Here is a 17315-nt window from a genome sequence, read left to right as displayed (position 1 = left end):
TTCCTTCAAATCCTGAAACTGCCCACCAGTTGCTTCAAGCGCGATGCTTGCTGCTCCAGGTCGGAGCACGCCCGCAGGGTGGACTGCAGGTTTTCCACGCCTTCCTGGTTGAGGGTGTTGATCTCGGTGATGTCCATGTTGATGGATTCCACCACCGAGGTCTGTTCCTCGGTGGCGTCGCGACCGATTGGTTCATGCCGTCGATCTCGCCAATGCGCTGGGTCACGCTGTTCAACCGCTCTCCCGCCTGATTGGCAATCTCTACGCTGTCCAGGCTGTGGCGCTGGCTGGTGCTCATGGTGCCCACCGATTCCCGAGCCCCGACCTGCAACTCTTCGATCATGGTCTGCACCTGCTGCGCCGATTCCTGGGTGCGGTGCGCCAGGTTGCGTACTTCATCGGCCACCACCGCAAAGCCACGTCCGGCCTCACCGGCCCGGGCCGCTTCGATCGCGGCGTTGAGGGCCAGCAGGTTGGTTTGCTGGGAGATGCTGGTGATCACTTCGAGGATCTGCCCGATGTTCACCGTTTTGCTGTTCAGGGTTTCGATATTGCTGCTGGAGGCACTGATCATCTCCGACAGCTGGTGCATCGCCTGGATACTGCGGTCCACCACTTGCTGGCCATCTTCGGCGAGGTTGCGTGCGTCGCTGGCCTGTTGCGAGGCCTGGGCGGCGTTGCGGGCAATTTCCTGGGCGGCGGCACCCAGTTGATTGATCGCGGCGGCCACGCTGTTGGTGCGGCTGGCCTGCTCATCGGAGTTGAGCATCGAGGAGTTGGAGGCGCTGACCACCCGCAAGGCGACTTCATTGACCTGCTCGGTGGCTGAAGACACTTCGCGGATCGAGCCGTGGATGCGCTCGACAAAGCGGTTGAATGCGTTACCCAGGGTGCCGAATTCGTCTTGGTTGTGGATACTCAGGCGCCGGGTCAGGTCGCCTTCGCCGTCGGCGATGTCCTGCATGGCGCGGGTCATGACGTGCAGGGGCTGCATCAATACGCGGATCAGCATGCCGAGCAGGGCAATGATGATGGCCACTGCAATCAGGGTGGCAATAATGGCTGAGGTGCGGAACTCGCTGAGCGCCGCGTAGGCTTTGTCCTTGTCCACGGAGAGGCCGATGTACCAGTTGACCGAGGACAGGCCTTTGATCTGGGTGAAGGTGACAATGCGCGACTGGCCGTCGACCTGGATTTCACTGAGATCGCTGCTGATGCGTGGGGTGTCCTGGGGGTAGACGTCCTTGAGGGTTTTCATCACCAGGTTCTTGTCCGGGTGCACCAGGATCTTGCCGTCCGCGCTGACCAGAAACGCATAGCCCATGCCGTTGAAGTTCAGGGCATTGATGGTTTCGGCGATCACTTGCAGGCTCAGGTCGCCCCCTACCACGCCGATTCTCTGCCCGCCCTTGAGCACGCTGTCGACGATGGAAATCACCAACTGGCCGGTGGCCAGGTCGATATAGGGTTCGGTCAGGGCCGAGCCGTTGGTGCTTTCGGCGGTCTTGTACCAGGCGCGTGCACGGGGATCATAGCCATCCGGCATCTTGCTTTCCGGACGCATGATAAAGCTGCCGTCCTGACTGCCCAGGTAGGCACCCATAAAAGTCGAGCTGATGGCTTTTTGCACCAACAACTGGCTGACGTTGCCAGGCTCGGAATTCAGGGCAACGGCTTGGGCCAGGTTCTCCACCAGCAGGCCGCGGCCGGCGAGCCAGGTCTGGATGTTCTTCGCTGTGACGTCGCCCATTTCCTGCAGGTAGTTATCCAGGTTTTTATGGATGGCGTTGCGCTGCAGGTAATCGTTGTAGAGCGTGAACAGGGCAAAAGCAGCGATGACGATCAGCGAGGCGGCAAGCAGGATCTTGTGACTGAAACGCAAATTCTTGTTCATGGCTTGGGGTGTCCGCTAAGGTCTTGAAGGTCCAAGGTGCGCAAGGCTGAAAAGCGCGCAAAATAGGCGCCGGTGAAAGTACTCTGATATTTCCATCTTTCCCTAGAGGATTGTCCGACCTTGAGTTCAGATATATCTGGTCCATCGCTTATCCATATCGACCGTGCAGGGCTAAAGATTAACCATGGGTGACAAAATGCCTGATTCATTTCAACTCGTTATTGGTGCCGACCTCGCGGGGCAACCTATCGCCCAGGCCATGAGCCTGGCCAATCGCCATGGCCTGGTGGCCGGTGCTACGGGGACCGGTAAGACCGTTACCCTGCAACGCCTGGCGGAGGCCTTCAGCGATGCCGGCGTGGCGGTGTTCGCGGCAGATATCAAGGGCGACCTGTGCGGGTTGGGGGCAGCAGGGAATCCCCAGGGCAAGATCGCCGAGCGGATTGCCGGCATGCCCTGGCTCAATCACAAACCCCAGGCGTATCCGGTGACGCTGTGGGATATCCATGGGCAATCCGGCCATCCGTTGCGCACCACCTTGAGTGAAATGGGGCCGTTGTTGCTGGGCAGCCTGCTGGAACTGACCGACAGCCAGCAATCGGCGCTGTATGCCGCGTTCAAGGTGGCGGACCGTGAAGGGCTGTTGCTGCTGGACCTGAAAGACCTCAAGGCGTTGCTCAACCATCTCAAGGAGCAGCCCGAGTTGTTGGGCGATGACGCGGCCTTGATGACCACTGGCTCCAGCCAGGCGTTGTTGCGGCGCCTGGCGATTCTCGAACAGCAGGGCGCCGAAGCCCTGTTCGGCGAGCCGGCCCTGCAATTGGAAGACATCCTGCAACCGGCGGCCGATGGCCGTGGCCGGATCCATCTGCTTGATGCCAGCCGCCTGGTGCATGAGGCACCGAAGGTGTACGCGACCTTCCTGCTGTGGCTGCTGGCTGAACTGTTCGAACAGTTGCCCGAGCGCGGCGACGCACAAAAGCCCTTGCTGGCATTGTTTTTTGACGAAGCCCACCTTTTATTTGCTGGAACGCCCAAAGCCCTGCAAGAGCGCCTGGAGCAAGTGGTGCGTTTGATTCGTTCCAAGGGCGTCGGGGTGTATTTCGTCACTCAGTCTCCGGGGGATTTGCCGGACGACGTCCTGGCGCAGTTGGGCTTGCGCGTCCAGCACGGTTTGCGCGCATTCACTGCCAAGGAGCAGAAATCCCTGCGGGCCGTGGCCGATGGCTTCAGGCCCAATCCGGACTTCGATGCCCTGTCGGTGTTGACCGAGTTGGGGATCGGCGAGGCCCTGGTGGGCACGTTGCAGGACAAGGGTACGCCGGCGATGGTGCAGCGGGTGCTGGTGGCACCGCCGCAATCACGGATCGGGCCGCTGAGCGAGGCTGAACGGGCGGCGCTGATCGCGGGTTCGCCATTGCTCGGGCGTTATGACAAGCCGATCGACCGCGAGTCTGCCTATGAAGTGCTGATGGGGCGCAAGGACCTGGCGCCGAACGCCGAGGCGCAGGCCAAGCCGGGCACGCCCGTCGCCGAGGAGCCGAGCCTGGCTGACCGTGCCGGAGAGTTTCTCGGCACCGCCGCCGGCCAGGCGCTGAAGTCGGCCATGCGCCAGGCCGCCAATCAACTGGGGCGGCAATTGGTGCGGGGCTTGATGGGCTCTTTATTGGGCGGCAGTAAGCGTCGCTGAGCCAGCGGCCTCAGGCTTTGGACTTGGCGTGGCTGGCCAGTCGTTCCAGCGCGGCCCGCAGGTTGGGGTCGCTGATGCCGTCGGCGGTGGCCTGGATGGTTTGCGCGGCGCTACTCGACAAGTCCATGGTGTGGCTGGCAGCGCCATGCTGCACCGTGGGCGGTTGCACCTTGAACAGAATGCGGGTCAGGCTGGCGAACTCCTGAAACTCCACCAGTTGCCGTTGCAGGCGTTTTTGCTGGTAGCGCAGACGGGTCGCCCAATGGCCGTCGGTGACGATCAGCAGCAGGCTGCCTTCACGCCAGGACGCTACATGGCAATGCTCACGAGCTGCCGGTTGCAACTGGCTTTCCAGCAAGCGCTGCAAATGCGCCAGGCGCTGGGCATGGCCGAGTATGGCTTTAAGAGGCTTGGCTTCGCGAAGGAGAACGGCGGGTGCGCGTGCCGTAAGAGGGCGAAATGCCATAGTCAGAAACCTGAAGTTACAGAGCGCGCATGGTAGCAGAAAGCGCCTGCTGCACCTTGCCCATCGCTTTTGCGTCGAACCTTGAGGGGCGCGGCAATACACAACTTCTAGGGAAGTTGGGGTTGAAGTTCAGCCAAAAGACCTTATTTTAGGTGAGCCCCGTCACAGCGCTGTGCCAGCATCGTGGAATAACGCCACTTTCCTCACCATCGTTTCCGGGTAGAATGCTCGTTCGCATGCGGCCATGAGGGCTGCTCGGGCGACTCACGGGGCCGCCCTCCAACCCTATGTGTGGAAGATCCTGCCGATATGTTTGCGCCTTTGTTAAAGAAACTTTTTGGAAGCAAGAACGAGCGTGAAGTCAAACGCATGCTCAAGACGGTACAGATCGTCAATGCCTTCGAAGAGCAAATGGTGGCCCTTTCGGACGATCAATTGCGTGCCAAGACCCAAGAGTTCAAGGACCGCATAGCCAAAGGTGAAACCCTCGACAAGCTGCTTCCCGAAGCCTTTGCGGTTGCCCGCGAAGCCGGTAAGCGCGTCATGGGTATGCGCCACTTCGACGTACAGCTGATCGGTGGCATGACCTTGCACGAAGGCAAGATCGCCGAGATGCGTACCGGTGAAGGCAAGACGCTGGTAGCCACCCTGGGCGTTTACCTCAACGCATTGTCCGGCAAGGGCGTGCACGTTGTGACCGTGAACGACTACCTGGCGCGCCGCGACGCCAACTGGATGCGTCCACTGTACGAATTCCTCGGCCTGACGGTCGGCGTGGTCACGCCGTTCCAGCCGCCGGAAGAAAAACGCGCGGCCTATGCTGCCGACATCACCTACGGCACCAACAACGAATTCGGTTTCGACTACCTGCGCGACAACATGGCGTTCAGCATGGAAGAAAAATTCCAGCGTGAACTGAATTTCGCCGTGATCGACGAAGTCGACTCCATCCTGATCGACGAAGCCCGTACGCCACTGATTATTTCCGGCCAGGCCGAGGACAGCTCGCGCCTGTACATCGAAATCAACAAACTGATCCCGCGCCTCGAGCAACACATCGAGGAAGTGGAAGGCGTTGTGACCAAAGAAGGTCATTTCAGCGTTGACGAGAAGACCCGCCAGGTCGAACTCAACGAAGCCGGTCACCAGTACATCGAAGAGATGCTGACCCAGGTCGGTCTGCTGGCCGAGGGCGAGAGCCTGTACTCGGCGCATAACTTGGGCCTGCTGACCCACGTTTATGCCGGCCTGCGTGCCCACAAGCTGTTCCATCGCAACGTCGAATACATCGTGCAGGATGGCCAAGTGGTCCTGGTGGACGAACACACCGGTCGTACCATGCCGGGTCGTCGCTTGTCCGAGGGCCTGCACCAGGCCATCGAAGCCAAGGAAAACCTGAACATCCAGGCCGAAAGCCAGACCTTGGCGTCGACCACGTTCCAGAACTATTTCCGTCTTTACACCAAGCTGTCCGGCATGACCGGTACTGCGGACACCGAAGCCTTCGAATTCCATCAGATCTACGGTCTGCAAGTGATGGTGATTCCGCCGAACAAGCCGTTGGCGCGTAAGGACTACAACGATCTGGTGTTCCTGACCGCCGACGAGAAATACGCCGCGATCATCAACGACATCAAGGAATGCATGACCCAGGGCCGTCCGGTGCTGGTCGGCACCGCGACCATCGAAACCTCCGAGCACATGTCCAACCTGCTCAATCAGGAAGGCATCGAGCACAAGGTCCTGAACGCCAAGTTCCACGAAAAAGAAGCTGAAATCATTGCCCAGGCCGGTCGTCCGGGCGCCCTGACCATCGCCACCAACATGGCCGGTCGTGGTACGGACATTCTCTTGGGCGGCAACTGGGAAGTGGAAGTGGCTTCCCTGGAAGACCCGACTCCGGAGCAGATCGCCCAGATCAAGGCCGATTGGCAGAAGCGCCACCAGCAAGTGCTCGAATCGGGCGGCCTGCAGGTGATTGCTTCCGAGCGTCATGAATCCCGTCGTATCGACAACCAACTGCGTGGCCGTGCCGGTCGCCAAGGCGACGCCGGTTCCAGCCGTTTCTACCTGTCCCTGGAAGACAGCCTGATGCGCATCTTCGCCTCTGACCGGGTGAAGAACTTCATGAAGGCCCTGGGCATGCAGTCCGGCGAGGCGATCGAGCACCGCATGGTGACCAACGCCATCGAGAAGGCTCAGCGCAAGGTAGAAGGGCGCAACTTCGACATCCGCAAGCAATTGCTGGAGTTCGACGACGTCAACAACGAGCAGCGTAAAGTGATCTATCACATGCGCAACACGTTGCTGGCTGCGGACAACATTGGCGAAACCATCGCTGACTTCCGCCAGGACGTGCTCAACGCCACCATCAGTGCGCACATTCCGCCGCAATCGCTGCCAGAGCAGTGGGATGTCGCCGGTCTGGAAGCCACCATCCAGAGCGACTTCGGTGTCAGCTTGCCGATCCAGCAATGGCTTGATGAAGACGATCACCTTTACGAAGAAACCCTGCGTGAGAAGCTGCTCAACGAGCTGATCGCCGCGTACAACGAGAAAGAAGACCAGGCCGGTGCTGAAGCGCTGCGCTCCTTCGAGAAGCAGATCGTACTGCGCGTACTGGACGACTTGTGGAAAGACCACCTGTCGACCATGGACCACCTGCGTCACGGTATTCACCTGCGGGGTTACGCGCAGAAGAACCCGAAGCAGGAGTACAAGCGCGAGTCCTTCACCCTGTTCTCCGAGCTGCTGGATTCCATCAAGCGCGATTCGATCCGTGTGCTGTCCCATGTTCAGGTACGCCGCGAAGATCCGATCGAAGAAGAGGCGCGCCTGCGCCAGGAAGCTGAAGCCCTGGCCGCTCGCATGCAGTTCGAGCACGCCGAGGCGCCGAGCCTCGATCAGCCGCAAGCCTTGGAAGAAGGCGTTGATGTGGATGTAGCCCTGGCTACCGCACCGGTGCGCAATGAACAGAAACTGGGCCGCAACGAACTGTGCTACTGCGGTTCGGGCAAGAAGTACAAACACTGTCACGGTCAGATCAGCTAAGATTTCTGCCAGACATTGAAACACCCGCGCCGCGACCGGCTTAAGCCGTCGCGGCGTTTTTCCATTCCAGACACCGTCTTTTGTGACGACGGTGCTGACATCACGTTAAGAGGAGCGCATTCATGGCTGTTGGTCTTGGTCCTTTGCCAACGTTGCACCCGGTTGCCGGTTTTGAACTCGGTATCGCCTCGGCGGGCATCAAGCGCCCAGGTCGCAAGGATGTGGTGGTCATGCGCTGCGCCGAAGGCTCCACCGTGGCGGGCGTGTTCACCCTCAACGCGTTCTGCGCCGCGCCGGTGATCCTGGCCAAGCAACGAGTGCAAGGTCCGGTGCGTTACCTGCTGACCAACACCGGCAATGCCAACGCCGGTACCGGCGAGCCAGGCCTGGCTGCTGCCACCCGCACCTGCGCCAAGCTGGCCGAGCTGACCGGTGTCGACGCCAGCGCTGTGCTGCCTTACTCCACGGGTGTGATCGGCGAGCCACTGCCGGTCGAGAAAATCGAAGGCGCCCTGCAAGCCGCGCTGGACGACCTGTCCGTGGACAACTGGGCGGCTGCGGCCACCGGGATCATGACCACCGACACCCTACCCAAGGGCGCCAGCCGTCAGTTCCAGCAGGAGGGTGTGACCATCACCGTGACCGGCATCAGCAAGGGCGCGGGCATGATCCGTCCGAACATGGCCACCATGCTCGGCTATATCGCCACCGACGCCAAAGTCTCCCGTGATGTCTTGCAGAACCTGCTGCTGGACGGTGCCAACAAGTCCTTCAACCGCATCACCATCGACGGTGACACCTCCACCAACGATTGCTGCATGCTGATCGCCACCGGTCAGGCCGCGTTGCCGGAAATCACCGAAGCCAGCGGCCCGCTGTTCGCTGCGTTGAAACAAGCGGTGTTCGAAGTGTGCATGGAAGTGGCTCAGGCCATCGTTCGCGACGGCGAAGGCGCGACCAAATTCGTCACCGTTGAAGTCAATGGCGGCGGCACTCACCAGGAATGCCTGGACGTGGGTTACACCGTGGCTCACTCGCCCTTGATCAAGACCGCGCTGTTTGCCTCCGACCCGAACTGGGGGCGCATCCTGGCAGCCGTTGGTCGTGCCGGCGTGGCCGACCTGGACGTGAGCAAGATCGACGTGTTCCTTGGTGAAGTGTGCATCGCCAGCCGCGGTGCCCGAGCGGCCAGCTACACGGAAGCCCAAGGGGCGGCAGTGATGCAGCAGGAAGAGATCACCATTCGTATCGAACTCGGTCGTGGCGCATGCAGCGAAACCATCTGGACCACCGACCTGTCCCACGAATACGTGAAAATCAACGCCGAATACCGCACTTAAGCCTCTCCCCGGCAACGCCGCTCCACCCCTGTAGGAGCCGGCTTGCCGGCGAGGCGCACCTATCAACGCCTGGCCCGTGAGGGCTGGGCCCCATGCCGGATCAGAGGAAACAGTGCGGTGAAACGAGTACATGTGGCTGCGGCCGTTATCCGTGACGCCAGCGGCAATATCCTGATTGCCCGGCGTGCCGATACCCAGCATCAAGGTGGCCTGTGGGAATTCCCCGGGGGCAAGGTAGAGGCCGGAGAAGCGGTACAAGCGGCGCTCGCCCGTGAGCTGCAGGAAGAGTTGGGCATTGCCGTGCAGACGGCGCGCCCGCTGATTAAGGTGCAACACGATTACCCAGACAAACAGGTGTTGCTGGATGTCTGGGAAGTCTCGGCGTTCAGTGGCGAGCCCCACGGCGCAGAGGGGCAACCCCTGGCTTGGATCAGCCCTCGTGAACTGGCCGACTATGAATTCCCAGCGGCCAATCAACCGATTGTCGCCGCCGCGCGTTTACCCGCGCATTACCTGATTACCCCGGAAGGCCTGGAAACCCCGACCTTGTTGCGCGGTATGCAGAAGGCCATTGCCCAGGGCAGCAAGCTGATTCAGTTGCGTGCTCCCGGTGGTTATGACCCGAAGTACCGTGACTTGGCGGTGGATGCCGTGGGCCTGTGCGCCGGGAAGGCGCAGTTGATGCTCAAGGGGCCGTTCGAGTGGCTGGGGGATTTTCCGTCGGCGGGCTGGCACATCACCTCCGCCCAGTTGCGCAAGTACGCCAGCGCGGGCCGGCCCTTTGGCAAGGATCGCTGGTTGGCGGCTTCCTGCCATAACGCTGAGGAGTTGGCCCTGGCGCAGCAGATGGACGTGGACTTCGTCACCCTGTCACCCGTGCAACCGACCCAGACCCACCCAGATGCCCAGCCCCTGGGTTGGGAGCAGGCTGAACAGTTGATCAGTGGCTTCAACAAGCCGGTGTATCTGCTGGGCGGCGTGGGACCTGCCGAGTGCCAGCAGGCCTGGGCAGCCGGCGCTCAAGGCGTAGCCGGAATCCGCGCCTTCTGGCCCCAGGACTGAAGAAAACGTCGAGACTGATGTTGTCGGCGCTGGCTTTGACTGCGCTGGCTTCTACAGGCAATCAGGCGTGCTGCGGCACACCGCAGGTCCGACAGGGCGGGGGTTAGGGTTTGGCGGCGGCTTGCCAGAGGATTTCGGCAATGCCCTGGCGCTTGGCGATCATGCGTGCCGCGACAAACAGCAGGTCCGACAGGCGATTGATGTAAGCCAGCCCAACCCCTTGCAAAGGCTCCAGCGCATTCAAATGCTGGCAGCGGCGTTCAGCACTGCGAGCCAGGCTGCGGCAGACGTGGGCCTGGGCAATCAGCGTCGAACCGCCGGGCAGGATGAAGTTTTCCAGTGGCCCCAATTCCTCGTTCCAGCGGTCAATGGCCGCTTCCAGTCGTTCCACTTCTGCTCCGTTGAGTGCCTGATACTCCGGCATCGCCAACTCGCCACCCAGGTCGAACAGCCGGTGCTGGCAAGGGCTCAACACCTCCAGTACTTCGTCCAGATCACCCGCAGCGCGGCTGTGTTCGGCCAGGCCTGCCAGCAACAACCCGAGCTGGCTGTTCAGCGTATCGACCTCGCCAATGGCTTCGATCCGCGGGTGGTCCTTGGGCACACGGCGGCCGTCGCCCAGCCCGGTTTCGCCTTGGTCGCCGGTGCGGGTATAAATTTTCGACAAGCGAAAGCCCATGTTTAGCCCTCCAGTGGTTGCGGTGCTTGGGGCAGCGGATGGGCGCCGGCCAGCGGCAGGCGCAAAGTGAAGCAGGTGCCCTGGCCGCGAGTCGATTGCACTTCCATCTGTCCCTTATGGTTATTGGTAATGATGAAGTAGGACACGGACAGGCCAAGGCCGGTGCCCTGGCCGATTTCCTTGGTGGTGAAAAAGGGTTCGAAGGTGCGTTTGCGCACGTTCTCATTCATGCCGATGCCGTTGTCCTCGACCTGGATTTCCGCCCAGGGCGGGTTCAGGCGGGTGCGCAGGATGATGCGCCCGGGCTCGCGATCGTCTTCGCGCTGGTGAATGGCCTGGGCCGCGTTTTTCAGCAGGTTGAGCAGCACCTGCTCCAGTTCGTTGGCCGTTCCTGGCACCGGTCCCAGTTGTGGGTCGAACTGGCGCACGATGGCTTGGCCCTTGAAGTCGAAACCGATGGCCAGGTCGAAGTCGTTGCCGGCGATTTCCACCGCCTGGTCAATCAGCGCCGGCAGGTCGCAAGGGGCCATTTGCCGATTGCTGCGCCGGCTGAAACTGAGCATGTGGGTGACGATCTTCGCTGCCCGAGCGCCGGCCTGCTGAATGCCGTCGAGCAGTTGTGGCACTTCCCGGCTCTCCAGGTAGCGGTTGACGCTGTCCAGTTCGATGCCGACCAGTTCGGCATGTTCGAGGTTTTTCGGCAGTTCTGGTGACAAGCGTCGGCGAATGTTCTGCACGTTGTGCAGGATCGCGCCCAGGGGGTTGTTGATCTCATGGGCCATGCCAGCGGCCAGGCCACCCACCGAAAGCATTTTCTCTGACTGCACCATCATTTCTTCCAGGGACAGGCGTTGGGTGATGTCGTCGATACGGATCACCACCCCACGCCCTGCGCCGCCCATCAAGGGGTAGAAGGTCAGGGCGTAGTGCTTGGCTTCTTCGTCCTTGAACCAGGTCACGCGCTCGACCTTGGTCACGGTGTGCTGCTCCACGGTTTCCTTGAGTTGGGGCAGGAACGGCTTGAGCGGTTCAAAGGCAAGGAAGATCGGCTGGTTCAGGGCTTCGTCGAGGCGGGTGCCGGACAGGGCGCTGGCTTCCTGGTTCCACTGGGTGACGTAAAGCTGCTCATCCAGGGCGATCAGGGCCGACGGCATGGAGTCGATGATGCTGTTGAGGTAGTTCTGAAAGCCGGTGAGTTTTTTCTCGATTTTGCTCCGCACCTGAACTTCCAGCTCCAGCTTGCGGTTGGTGTGGCGCGTTTCTTCCGCCAGCCCTTGGGCCTGGTCATACGCGGCCTGGGAATCGTCACGGGCGCGTTTGAGCTGCTGTTCTCGGGCTTCGATCCGCGACAGCATGGTGTTGAAGGCCTCGGCCAGGCTGCCGATTTCGTCATGGTTGCCCCGCGATGCACGTAGCGCGTAGTTCTCTTCCCGGGTCACTTGCCGGGACAACACTTCGAGCTGGTGGATCGGCTGGGTGATCAGGCGTTTGATCTGGCGGGCGATCAGCAGCCACAGCAGTACGCTGAAGATCAGGATGCCCAGGCTGGCAGTGAGGGTCCCGGTGTAGAAGGCCATGGGCAGCTCGCTGGTGGCCACCAGCAACAGATGCCCCGGCGCCTGGCCGGGGCGGGGCAGGGTAATCACCTGGTTGCTGCGAAACTCGGTCAACTGCCAGGCTTCGATGTGCCGGTAGCGCTCCGGCAGCTTCAGGTGTTCGCCGTGTTGCAGTTGAGCCAGGCGCAGGCCTTTGCCGTCATACAGGGCAGCGGCGCGCAGGGGTGTGTAACTGTCGAGCTCATCGAGGAGTTTTTCCGCGTTCTGCGGCGAGTCCAGGGCTTCGATGGCCAGGGTTGGGTTCGATACGAGGCGGCCAATGGTCTGCAAGGCCTGGGGGGCCATGCTTTCCTGGGAGATCCAGTAAGCGGCGCTGATAAAGGTCAGGTTGGCGACCAACAGCACGGTGGTCAGCAGAACAAGCAGGGCGGCCAAGAGTTTTTGGCCGACCGGCAGATTTTCGAGACGCTGGCGCAATGGCATCGGCTATATCGCAGGAAAGGAGCAAGTGGGCAGCGTAGCCGCTGCTCAGTCGCTGGGCAATCCGCACTGTTGCAGGTGCTGCACCAGGCGCAGTCGCAGTTGCTGCAAATGGGGCAGTTGCAACTGATGACGGTCGGCGCTCTGGCAGGCGTGGCCCAACAGGTAGCTGATTTCGGTGCGGCGCTGATTGGCCACATCCTGGTACATCGAGGAGTAATTGGCCGCAGTGGCCTGGATCACCCGTTCGACCTCCTGTTGCAACTGCTCTGCGGCGGCAGGCTGGCCGCAGCATTCCAGCAACTCCGTGAGTTCGGCGCACAGGGTGGCGACCTCGCAGTGATGCTGCTGCAGCTCCCCGTTACGGCAGTGGTACAGCACGGTCAGGGGGTTGATCGCGCAATTGAGCGCCAGTTTGCGCCACAGGCGGGTGAGGATGTCGGTGCTCCACTCATGGGGAATACCGGCGGCAGTGAGGTCATCCAGCCAGATCGGTGGGGTGGGGTGGGCGGCGTCACCGAGCCAGGTGTAACCGTGCCCGGCAAAGACCACTCGCCAATCGCCCTCACGAAAGGCCCCTTCAGTGCTGGAGGCGGCAATGCATCTAGCCTGAGGCACGGTGGTCGCGACGGCGTCCTGGCTGCCGAGGCCGTTTTGCAACAGGATCACTTCCGCATTAGGGACAAGTCGCGGGGCCAGTTGCGCCACCGCCGCCTGGGCGTCATAGGCCTTGCAGGCCACCAGCAGGCGGCTGATCGGCTCGTGGCTGTCCAGGGTGGTGCCGGGAATCGGGTACTGGCTGGCGCGACCTTGTTCCACCAGGGTCAGGCCGCCGGCGTGTTCATAGGCCAGCAGGCGGCTACTGTCGCGCAGGATCAGCCGCACCGGCAGGCCGGCGCGGGCCAGGCGGGTTGCCCATAGGGTTCCAAGGCAGCCGGCGCCGAGTACGTGCCAGGTGGTCGACATCAGCTTTTTACTCGGTTTGGCAGGCGCATCGGCGGCTCGCAGTGAAGGAGGGGAAAGACCCGTTATAATGAGCGCGGATTTTAACCGCAAGCCGGGCGTGCTCGATGTCATGAGCAGCGCCCCTTTTTATTTGGAGAGAGTACATGCCGTCGTTCGACGTGGTATCCGAACTGGACAAACACGAAGTCACCAACGCGGTGGAAAACGCCGTCAAGGAACTGGACCGTCGTTATGACTTGAAGGGCAAAGGCAGCTTCGAGTTCAAGGAAAAGGAACTGACCGTCAACCTCACCGCCGAAGCCGAGTTCCAGCTGGAGGCGATGATCGAGATCCTCAAGCTGTCCCTGGTCAAGCGCAAGATCGATGTGCAGTGCCTTGAAGTCAAAGACGCCTACGCCTCGGGCAAGCTGATGAAGCAAGAGGCGACCCTCAAGGAAGGCATCGATAAAGAGCTGGCGAAGAAAATCGTCGCCCATATCAAGGACGCCAAGCTCAAGGTCCAGGCCGCGATCCAGGGCGAGCAGGTCCGAGTCACCGGCAAGAAGCGCGATGACCTGCAAGAGGCCATTGCGGCGCTGCGGGCCAAAGAGTTTGGTATGCCCCTGCAATTCAATAACTTCCGCGACTGATTGGCTGCTTGCGGGAACCTCCAGGGCTTATTGGCGTCCGAGGCCCGAGCAGTGGCAGAAACGATCAAGCTCCCTGGAACTTGATCGTTCTGTCGATCAGACATATCGCCGGGCCCCCGGGAATCAGGAGAAATAGATGGATTTGAACGCTGAAGTGGATCACCTGGTCAAGGCTTCCCAAGCCTGGATTCCAATGATCATGGAGTACGGCAGCCGTGTGTTGCTGGCGGTCATTACCCTGGCCATCGGTTGGTGGCTGATCAACAAGCTGACCCATAAAGTCGGTCAGTTGCTGGCGCTGCGCAATGCCGACCTGGCCCTGCAGGGGTTTATCAGCAGCCTGGCCAACATCATTCTCAAGGTGCTGCTGATTGTCAGCGTCGCCTCGATGATCGGTGTAGAGACCACCTCCTTTGTGGCCGCAATCGGTGCGGCAGGCCTGGCCATTGGCTTGGCCCTGCAAGGTAGCCTGGCGAATTTCGCCGGCGGGGTACTGATTCTGTTGTTCCGTCCGTTCCGTATCGGTGACTGGATCGAAGCCCAGGGCATCAGCGGTACGGTCGACAGCATTCAAATTTTCCACACTGTGTTGCGCACCGGCGACAACAAGACGGTGATCGTGCCTAACGGCAACCTGTCCAACGGCATCATCACCAACTACAACCGTCAGCCGACGCGCAAGGTGGTGTTTGATGTGGGCGTGGATTACGACGCCGACCTGCAAAAGGCTCGGGAAGTCCTGCTGGAGCTGGCTCAGGATGAGCGAGTACTGGCCGATCCGGCGCCCGTGGCAGTGGTCTCGACCCTGGGTGACAGTGCGATCACCTTGTCGCTGCGGGTTTGGGTAAAGACTGCGGACTACTGGGACGTGATGTTCCGCTTCAACGAGCTGTCCCGTGATCGACTGCGGGCTGCAGGAATTGATATCCCGTTTCCACAACGGGTCATCCGTGTTGTCCAGGAAGCTGCACCGCAGTAAGTCGCTCTAATAACTTGCCCTAGCGGTCAAGTATGGGGGATTCATTCAGGGGGCTTAGGCCCCTTGTTTTATTTCTGTCACTTTCAATAAATACCGAATCTTTGCCGGAGCCGATGTTGTTAGTTATTACATCGAGAACTGACGGTTTGGCTAAGTTGTTAGCTTCCTAATTAGTCGTTGCCTTTGTATTGCTGTAAGGCGCCCATAAAAAAACCGCTCACCGGATTAGGGTGAGCGGTTTTGTTTTAGAGCAATGCTCTACCTGCGGACAACCACTGAATTACAAGATGCTCAGTGGGTATTCCACGATCAGACGCAGGTCGTTCAGGTTGTCGTAGTTGGTTGCACGGTAGTCGGCGTTGCTGCCACGGTAGATGGCGTTACGCAGACGGAAGGACAGGTCTTTGGCCGGGCCTTCTTGCAGCACGTACTTGGCTTCCAAGTCCCACTCGCGCTCGGTGCCGTCGGTGGTGATTGCGCCGAGGGCATTACGAACAGTGGCGTCGGTACCGTAGGTGTAACGGGTCATGAAGCTCAGACCTGGTACGCCGAAGGAGGCCATGTTGATGTCGTAGCGAGCTTGCCAGGACTTCTCGTCTTCGCCGACGAAGTCGGAGATTTGCACGGAGTTGGCCAGGTAAACGGTACCGCCGCCGTCAACACCGTATTTGTAGCCGGTGTCGCCCGAGGACTGCTGGTACGCCACGGTGAATTTGTGCGCGTCGATGCTGTACGCTGCTGCCAGGCTCCATACGCGGTTATCCAGATCGCCGCCGAGTTTTTTACCCTCGTCGTTGCTGCGATAGGCGTTGAAGTCAAAGTTCAGCGATTGTTTCTCGCTCAACGGCAGGGTGTAGTTCACGTTGGCGTATTGCTTCTTCCAGTAGTCTTCAACGTCGGAAGCGTGGAAAGCGAATACGAAGTTCTCAAGGCCAGAGTAGGTGGCGCCGGCGAGGTTCACCGAAGTCAGGCCTGTGCCGTTGATGGTGTCGCGACCCATGGAGGTCTGACCGCTCACTGCGGTGAAGCGACCGCCGGTCAGTTCCAGGCCTTTGATCTCGTTGCTGGTGATCAAGGTGCCGGTGGCGACTTCAGGCAACAGACGGCCGTCGTCGGTGGTGAAAACCGGGCTGGATACGAATTGGTTACCGTACTTCAGTACGGTGTCGGAAACGCGCAGTTTGACTGCGGCTGCCGCTTTGGATTGGGTTTTTTCAGGATCACCAGACGAGTCTTTAGCGAACAGACCGTTGCCAGCACGACCCGAGCCACCGTCAAGTTTGACGCTACCCATGGCCATGGCATCGATACCGAAGCCAACGGTGCCTTGAGTGAAGCCCGACTGGTAGTTCAGCAGTTCGCTGACACCGGTGTCTTGGCGATAGCCGCTTTCGAAGCCTGGGCTACCATCTTTCTTAGCGACGTTGCCGGCACCGCTTTTGTAATCACGGTTCATGTACATCGCGCGGGTTTTCGCGGTCAGGGTACTGTCTTCGATAAAGCCCTTTGCGTCGTCCTGAGAGGACGCGATTGCGAACTGCGAGGTGCCTGCAGAAACAGCCAGGGCGATCATGCTCCACTTCATCACGCGCATCGTGATTTGCTCCTTTGGTTTTTAGAAGAGTACTGCCGTCCCACCTGTTTTATTATCTGGGCGGCTCTTTCTTTTTGTGTCGGCGCAAACTTATATCACGCTGACAATGTTGGCGATACTTGAGTATCTATCCTTTCAGCTTCTTTACGACCATGTCGCAAATGGCTTGATTCATGTCGCTATTTTGCAGTCGGGTTGTAACGCGCCCGACAACTTCAGTGCTGTCTTTGACGGTGCGAGAAAGGTAGAAACAACCTCTACACAAGCACTCAAATCACCCAAGGGCAGCCTTGCCACTATTATTATTTGTCTTCAAGACGCTCACTTTCGACGAGGGTCTTTTAGACGATGTTGGGGAGAATGCAACAAGCGTGCACAAATCGAAAAAAACCGAATATTTTTTCTCGACGACCCTATGGGCCTGCAAAAACCGCATAAGGCTTGAGTTTTAAGTGCGTTTTGATTGGCTTGACGTCACGGTATCCCTCGTGTTGTGCGTGGGGCGATCCGTCCCCTGTGGTCAAAAACGTTACCGGTTAACACCCTGCAGTGAGTAGTGCACGGATGCTTAAGGTGCTTAGCGTAGACCTACTGTGCGGTTTTGGTGCAGAAAAAATGCAGCACTGTGCGGTTTCCGCACAGCGGCCGGCCAGCAGGGAACTGATCGCTGAGCGGTCGACCGGTCAGTTTCTGAGGGGGTGAGAGTTGCGCGCCCGTAAACAGTGCGTCGCATTGGAAAATGTCCGTGTGTGGGGCGTTTTTTGCGGTGCGCCATCCGGCCCTTGTCAGTACGCCCGTTCTGCGAGCGGTGCGACGCAGGGTCATGGGTCATGAACCGCCGGGCATTCGCAGGTATGCTGCGCGTCTGTCGTTTGGCCCATTGCCTGTTGCGCTGGGCGCCAAGCTGAAATGTGATGAACTGAGGGGGA

11 protein-coding genes and 1 pseudogene are annotated in these 17315 nt (G+C 60.0%); 6 read left to right on the top strand and 6 right to left on the bottom strand.

The annotated features are described in order from the left end of the window. Positions 1–5: 5 nt before the first annotated feature. Positions 6–1894, bottom strand: a pseudogene (locus tag M1B35_RS09170) (methyl-accepting chemotaxis protein). A gap of 196 nt (positions 1895–2090) precedes the next feature. Here M1B35_RS09170 and M1B35_RS09165 point away from each other — a divergent pair. After that, a complete protein-coding gene (locus tag M1B35_RS09165) occupies positions 2091–3584 on the top strand; it encodes a helicase HerA-like domain-containing protein (RefSeq protein WP_268261729.1) in 1494 nt (497 codons plus the stop codon). Between the two features lie 10 nt (positions 3585–3594). Here M1B35_RS09165 and M1B35_RS09160 read toward each other — a convergent pair whose 3' ends face one another. Then, positions 3595–4050 (bottom strand): DUF721 domain-containing protein, encoded by a 456-nt coding sequence (locus M1B35_RS09160; protein ID WP_123328604.1) that lies wholly within the window; start codon positions 4048–4050, stop codon positions 3595–3597. A 309-nt stretch (positions 4051–4359) separates the two neighbouring features. Here M1B35_RS09160 and secA point away from each other — a divergent pair, with 309 nt between their 5' ends. The 3 genes from secA to M1B35_RS09145 all read left to right on the top strand — a co-directional run bounded on the left by secA (position 4360) and on the right by M1B35_RS09145 (position 9503). After that, the gene (secA, locus tag M1B35_RS09155) at positions 4360–7101 is read left to right on the top strand and encodes a preprotein translocase subunit SecA (RefSeq protein ID WP_268261728.1); all 2742 of its coding nucleotides are present in this window, start codon (positions 4360–4362) and stop codon (positions 7099–7101) included. Positions 7102–7223: 122 nt separating this feature from the next. After that, positions 7224–8441: a bifunctional glutamate N-acetyltransferase/amino-acid acetyltransferase ArgJ gene (argJ, locus tag M1B35_RS09150; protein ID WP_123328602.1), complete on the top strand. Its 1218-nt coding sequence runs from the start codon at positions 7224–7226 to the stop codon at positions 8439–8441. A 117-nt stretch (positions 8442–8558) separates the two neighbouring features. Continuing rightward, positions 8559–9503 (top strand): Nudix family hydrolase, encoded by a 945-nt coding sequence (locus tag M1B35_RS09145; RefSeq protein ID WP_268261727.1) that lies wholly within the window; start codon positions 8559–8561, stop codon positions 9501–9503. 103 nt (positions 9504–9606) lie between these two features. Here the strand turns inward: M1B35_RS09145 and M1B35_RS09140 are convergent, their stop codons facing one another. From M1B35_RS09140 to M1B35_RS09130, 3 genes are read right to left on the bottom strand one after another with little or no spacing between them, the layout of a single operon-like run. Next, a complete protein-coding gene (locus M1B35_RS09140) occupies positions 9607–10182 on the bottom strand; it encodes a cob(I)yrinic acid a,c-diamide adenosyltransferase (RefSeq protein ID WP_268261726.1) in 576 nt (191 codons plus the stop codon). A gap of 2 nt (positions 10183–10184) precedes the next feature. Next, on the bottom strand, positions 10185–12221 hold the full coding sequence (locus tag M1B35_RS09135) for a sensor histidine kinase (protein WP_123328599.1): 2037 nt from the start codon (positions 12219–12221) through the stop codon (positions 10185–10187). Between the two features lie 45 nt (positions 12222–12266). Continuing rightward, entirely contained in the window at positions 12267–13184 is a 918-nt protein-coding gene (locus M1B35_RS09130) for a putative 2-dehydropantoate 2-reductase (protein ID WP_268261725.1), read from the bottom strand. Positions 13185–13327: 143 nt separating this feature from the next. Here M1B35_RS09130 and M1B35_RS09125 point away from each other — a divergent pair, with 143 nt between their 5' ends. Beyond that, positions 13328–13813, top strand: coding sequence for a YajQ family cyclic di-GMP-binding protein (locus M1B35_RS09125; protein ID WP_123328597.1), 486 nt, complete (start codon positions 13328–13330; stop codon positions 13811–13813). 136 nt (positions 13814–13949) lie between these two features. Further along, entirely contained in the window at positions 13950–14792 is an 843-nt protein-coding gene (locus M1B35_RS09120; protein ID WP_123328596.1) for a mechanosensitive ion channel family protein, read from the top strand. A 280-nt stretch (positions 14793–15072) separates the two neighbouring features. Here M1B35_RS09120 and M1B35_RS09115 read toward each other — a convergent pair whose 3' ends face one another. Further along, a complete protein-coding gene (locus M1B35_RS09115; protein WP_123328595.1) occupies positions 15073–16386 on the bottom strand; it encodes an OprD family porin in 1314 nt (437 codons plus the stop codon). Positions 16387–17315 lie beyond the last annotated feature (929 nt).

It is taken from the genome of Pseudomonas morbosilactucae, assembly GCF_023241665.1.
Taxonomy (GTDB): Bacteria; Pseudomonadota; Gammaproteobacteria; order Pseudomonadales; family Pseudomonadaceae; genus Aquipseudomonas; species Aquipseudomonas morbosilactucae.
Note: the sequence above shows the minus strand (reverse complement) of the source record. Positions and strands in the feature narration are given on the sequence as shown.

What these genes read in the sequence shown, in the direction of transcription:
- secA (WP_268261728.1), top strand. Translation starts at nt 4,360, where the DNA reads ATGTTTGCGCCTTTGTTAAAGAAACTTTTTGGAAGCAAGAACGAGCGT.
- M1B35_RS09120 (WP_123328596.1), top strand. Translation starts at nt 13,950, where the DNA reads ATGGATTTGAACGCTGAAGTGGATCACCTGGTCAAGGCTTCCCAAGCC.
- M1B35_RS09165 (WP_268261729.1), top strand. Translation starts at nt 2,091, where the DNA reads ATGCCTGATTCATTTCAACTCGTTATTGGTGCCGACCTCGCGGGGCAA.
- M1B35_RS09130 (WP_268261725.1), bottom strand. Translation starts at nt 13,184, where the DNA reads ATGTCGACCACCTGGCACGTACTCGGCGCCGGCTGCCTTGGAACCCTA.
- M1B35_RS09135 (WP_123328599.1), bottom strand. Translation starts at nt 12,221, where the DNA reads ATGCCATTGCGCCAGCGTCTCGAAAATCTGCCGGTCGGCCAAAAACTC.
- M1B35_RS09160 (WP_123328604.1), bottom strand. Translation starts at nt 4,050, where the DNA reads ATGGCATTTCGCCCTCTTACGGCACGCGCACCCGCCGTTCTCCTTCGC.
- argJ (WP_123328602.1), top strand. Translation starts at nt 7,224, where the DNA reads ATGGCTGTTGGTCTTGGTCCTTTGCCAACGTTGCACCCGGTTGCCGGT.
- M1B35_RS09115 (WP_123328595.1), bottom strand. Translation starts at nt 16,386, where the DNA reads ATGCGCGTGATGAAGTGGAGCATGATCGCCCTGGCTGTTTCTGCAGGC.
- M1B35_RS09140 (WP_268261726.1), bottom strand. Translation starts at nt 10,182, where the DNA reads ATGGGCTTTCGCTTGTCGAAAATTTATACCCGCACCGGCGACCAAGGC.
- M1B35_RS09125 (WP_123328597.1), top strand. Translation starts at nt 13,328, where the DNA reads ATGCCGTCGTTCGACGTGGTATCCGAACTGGACAAACACGAAGTCACC.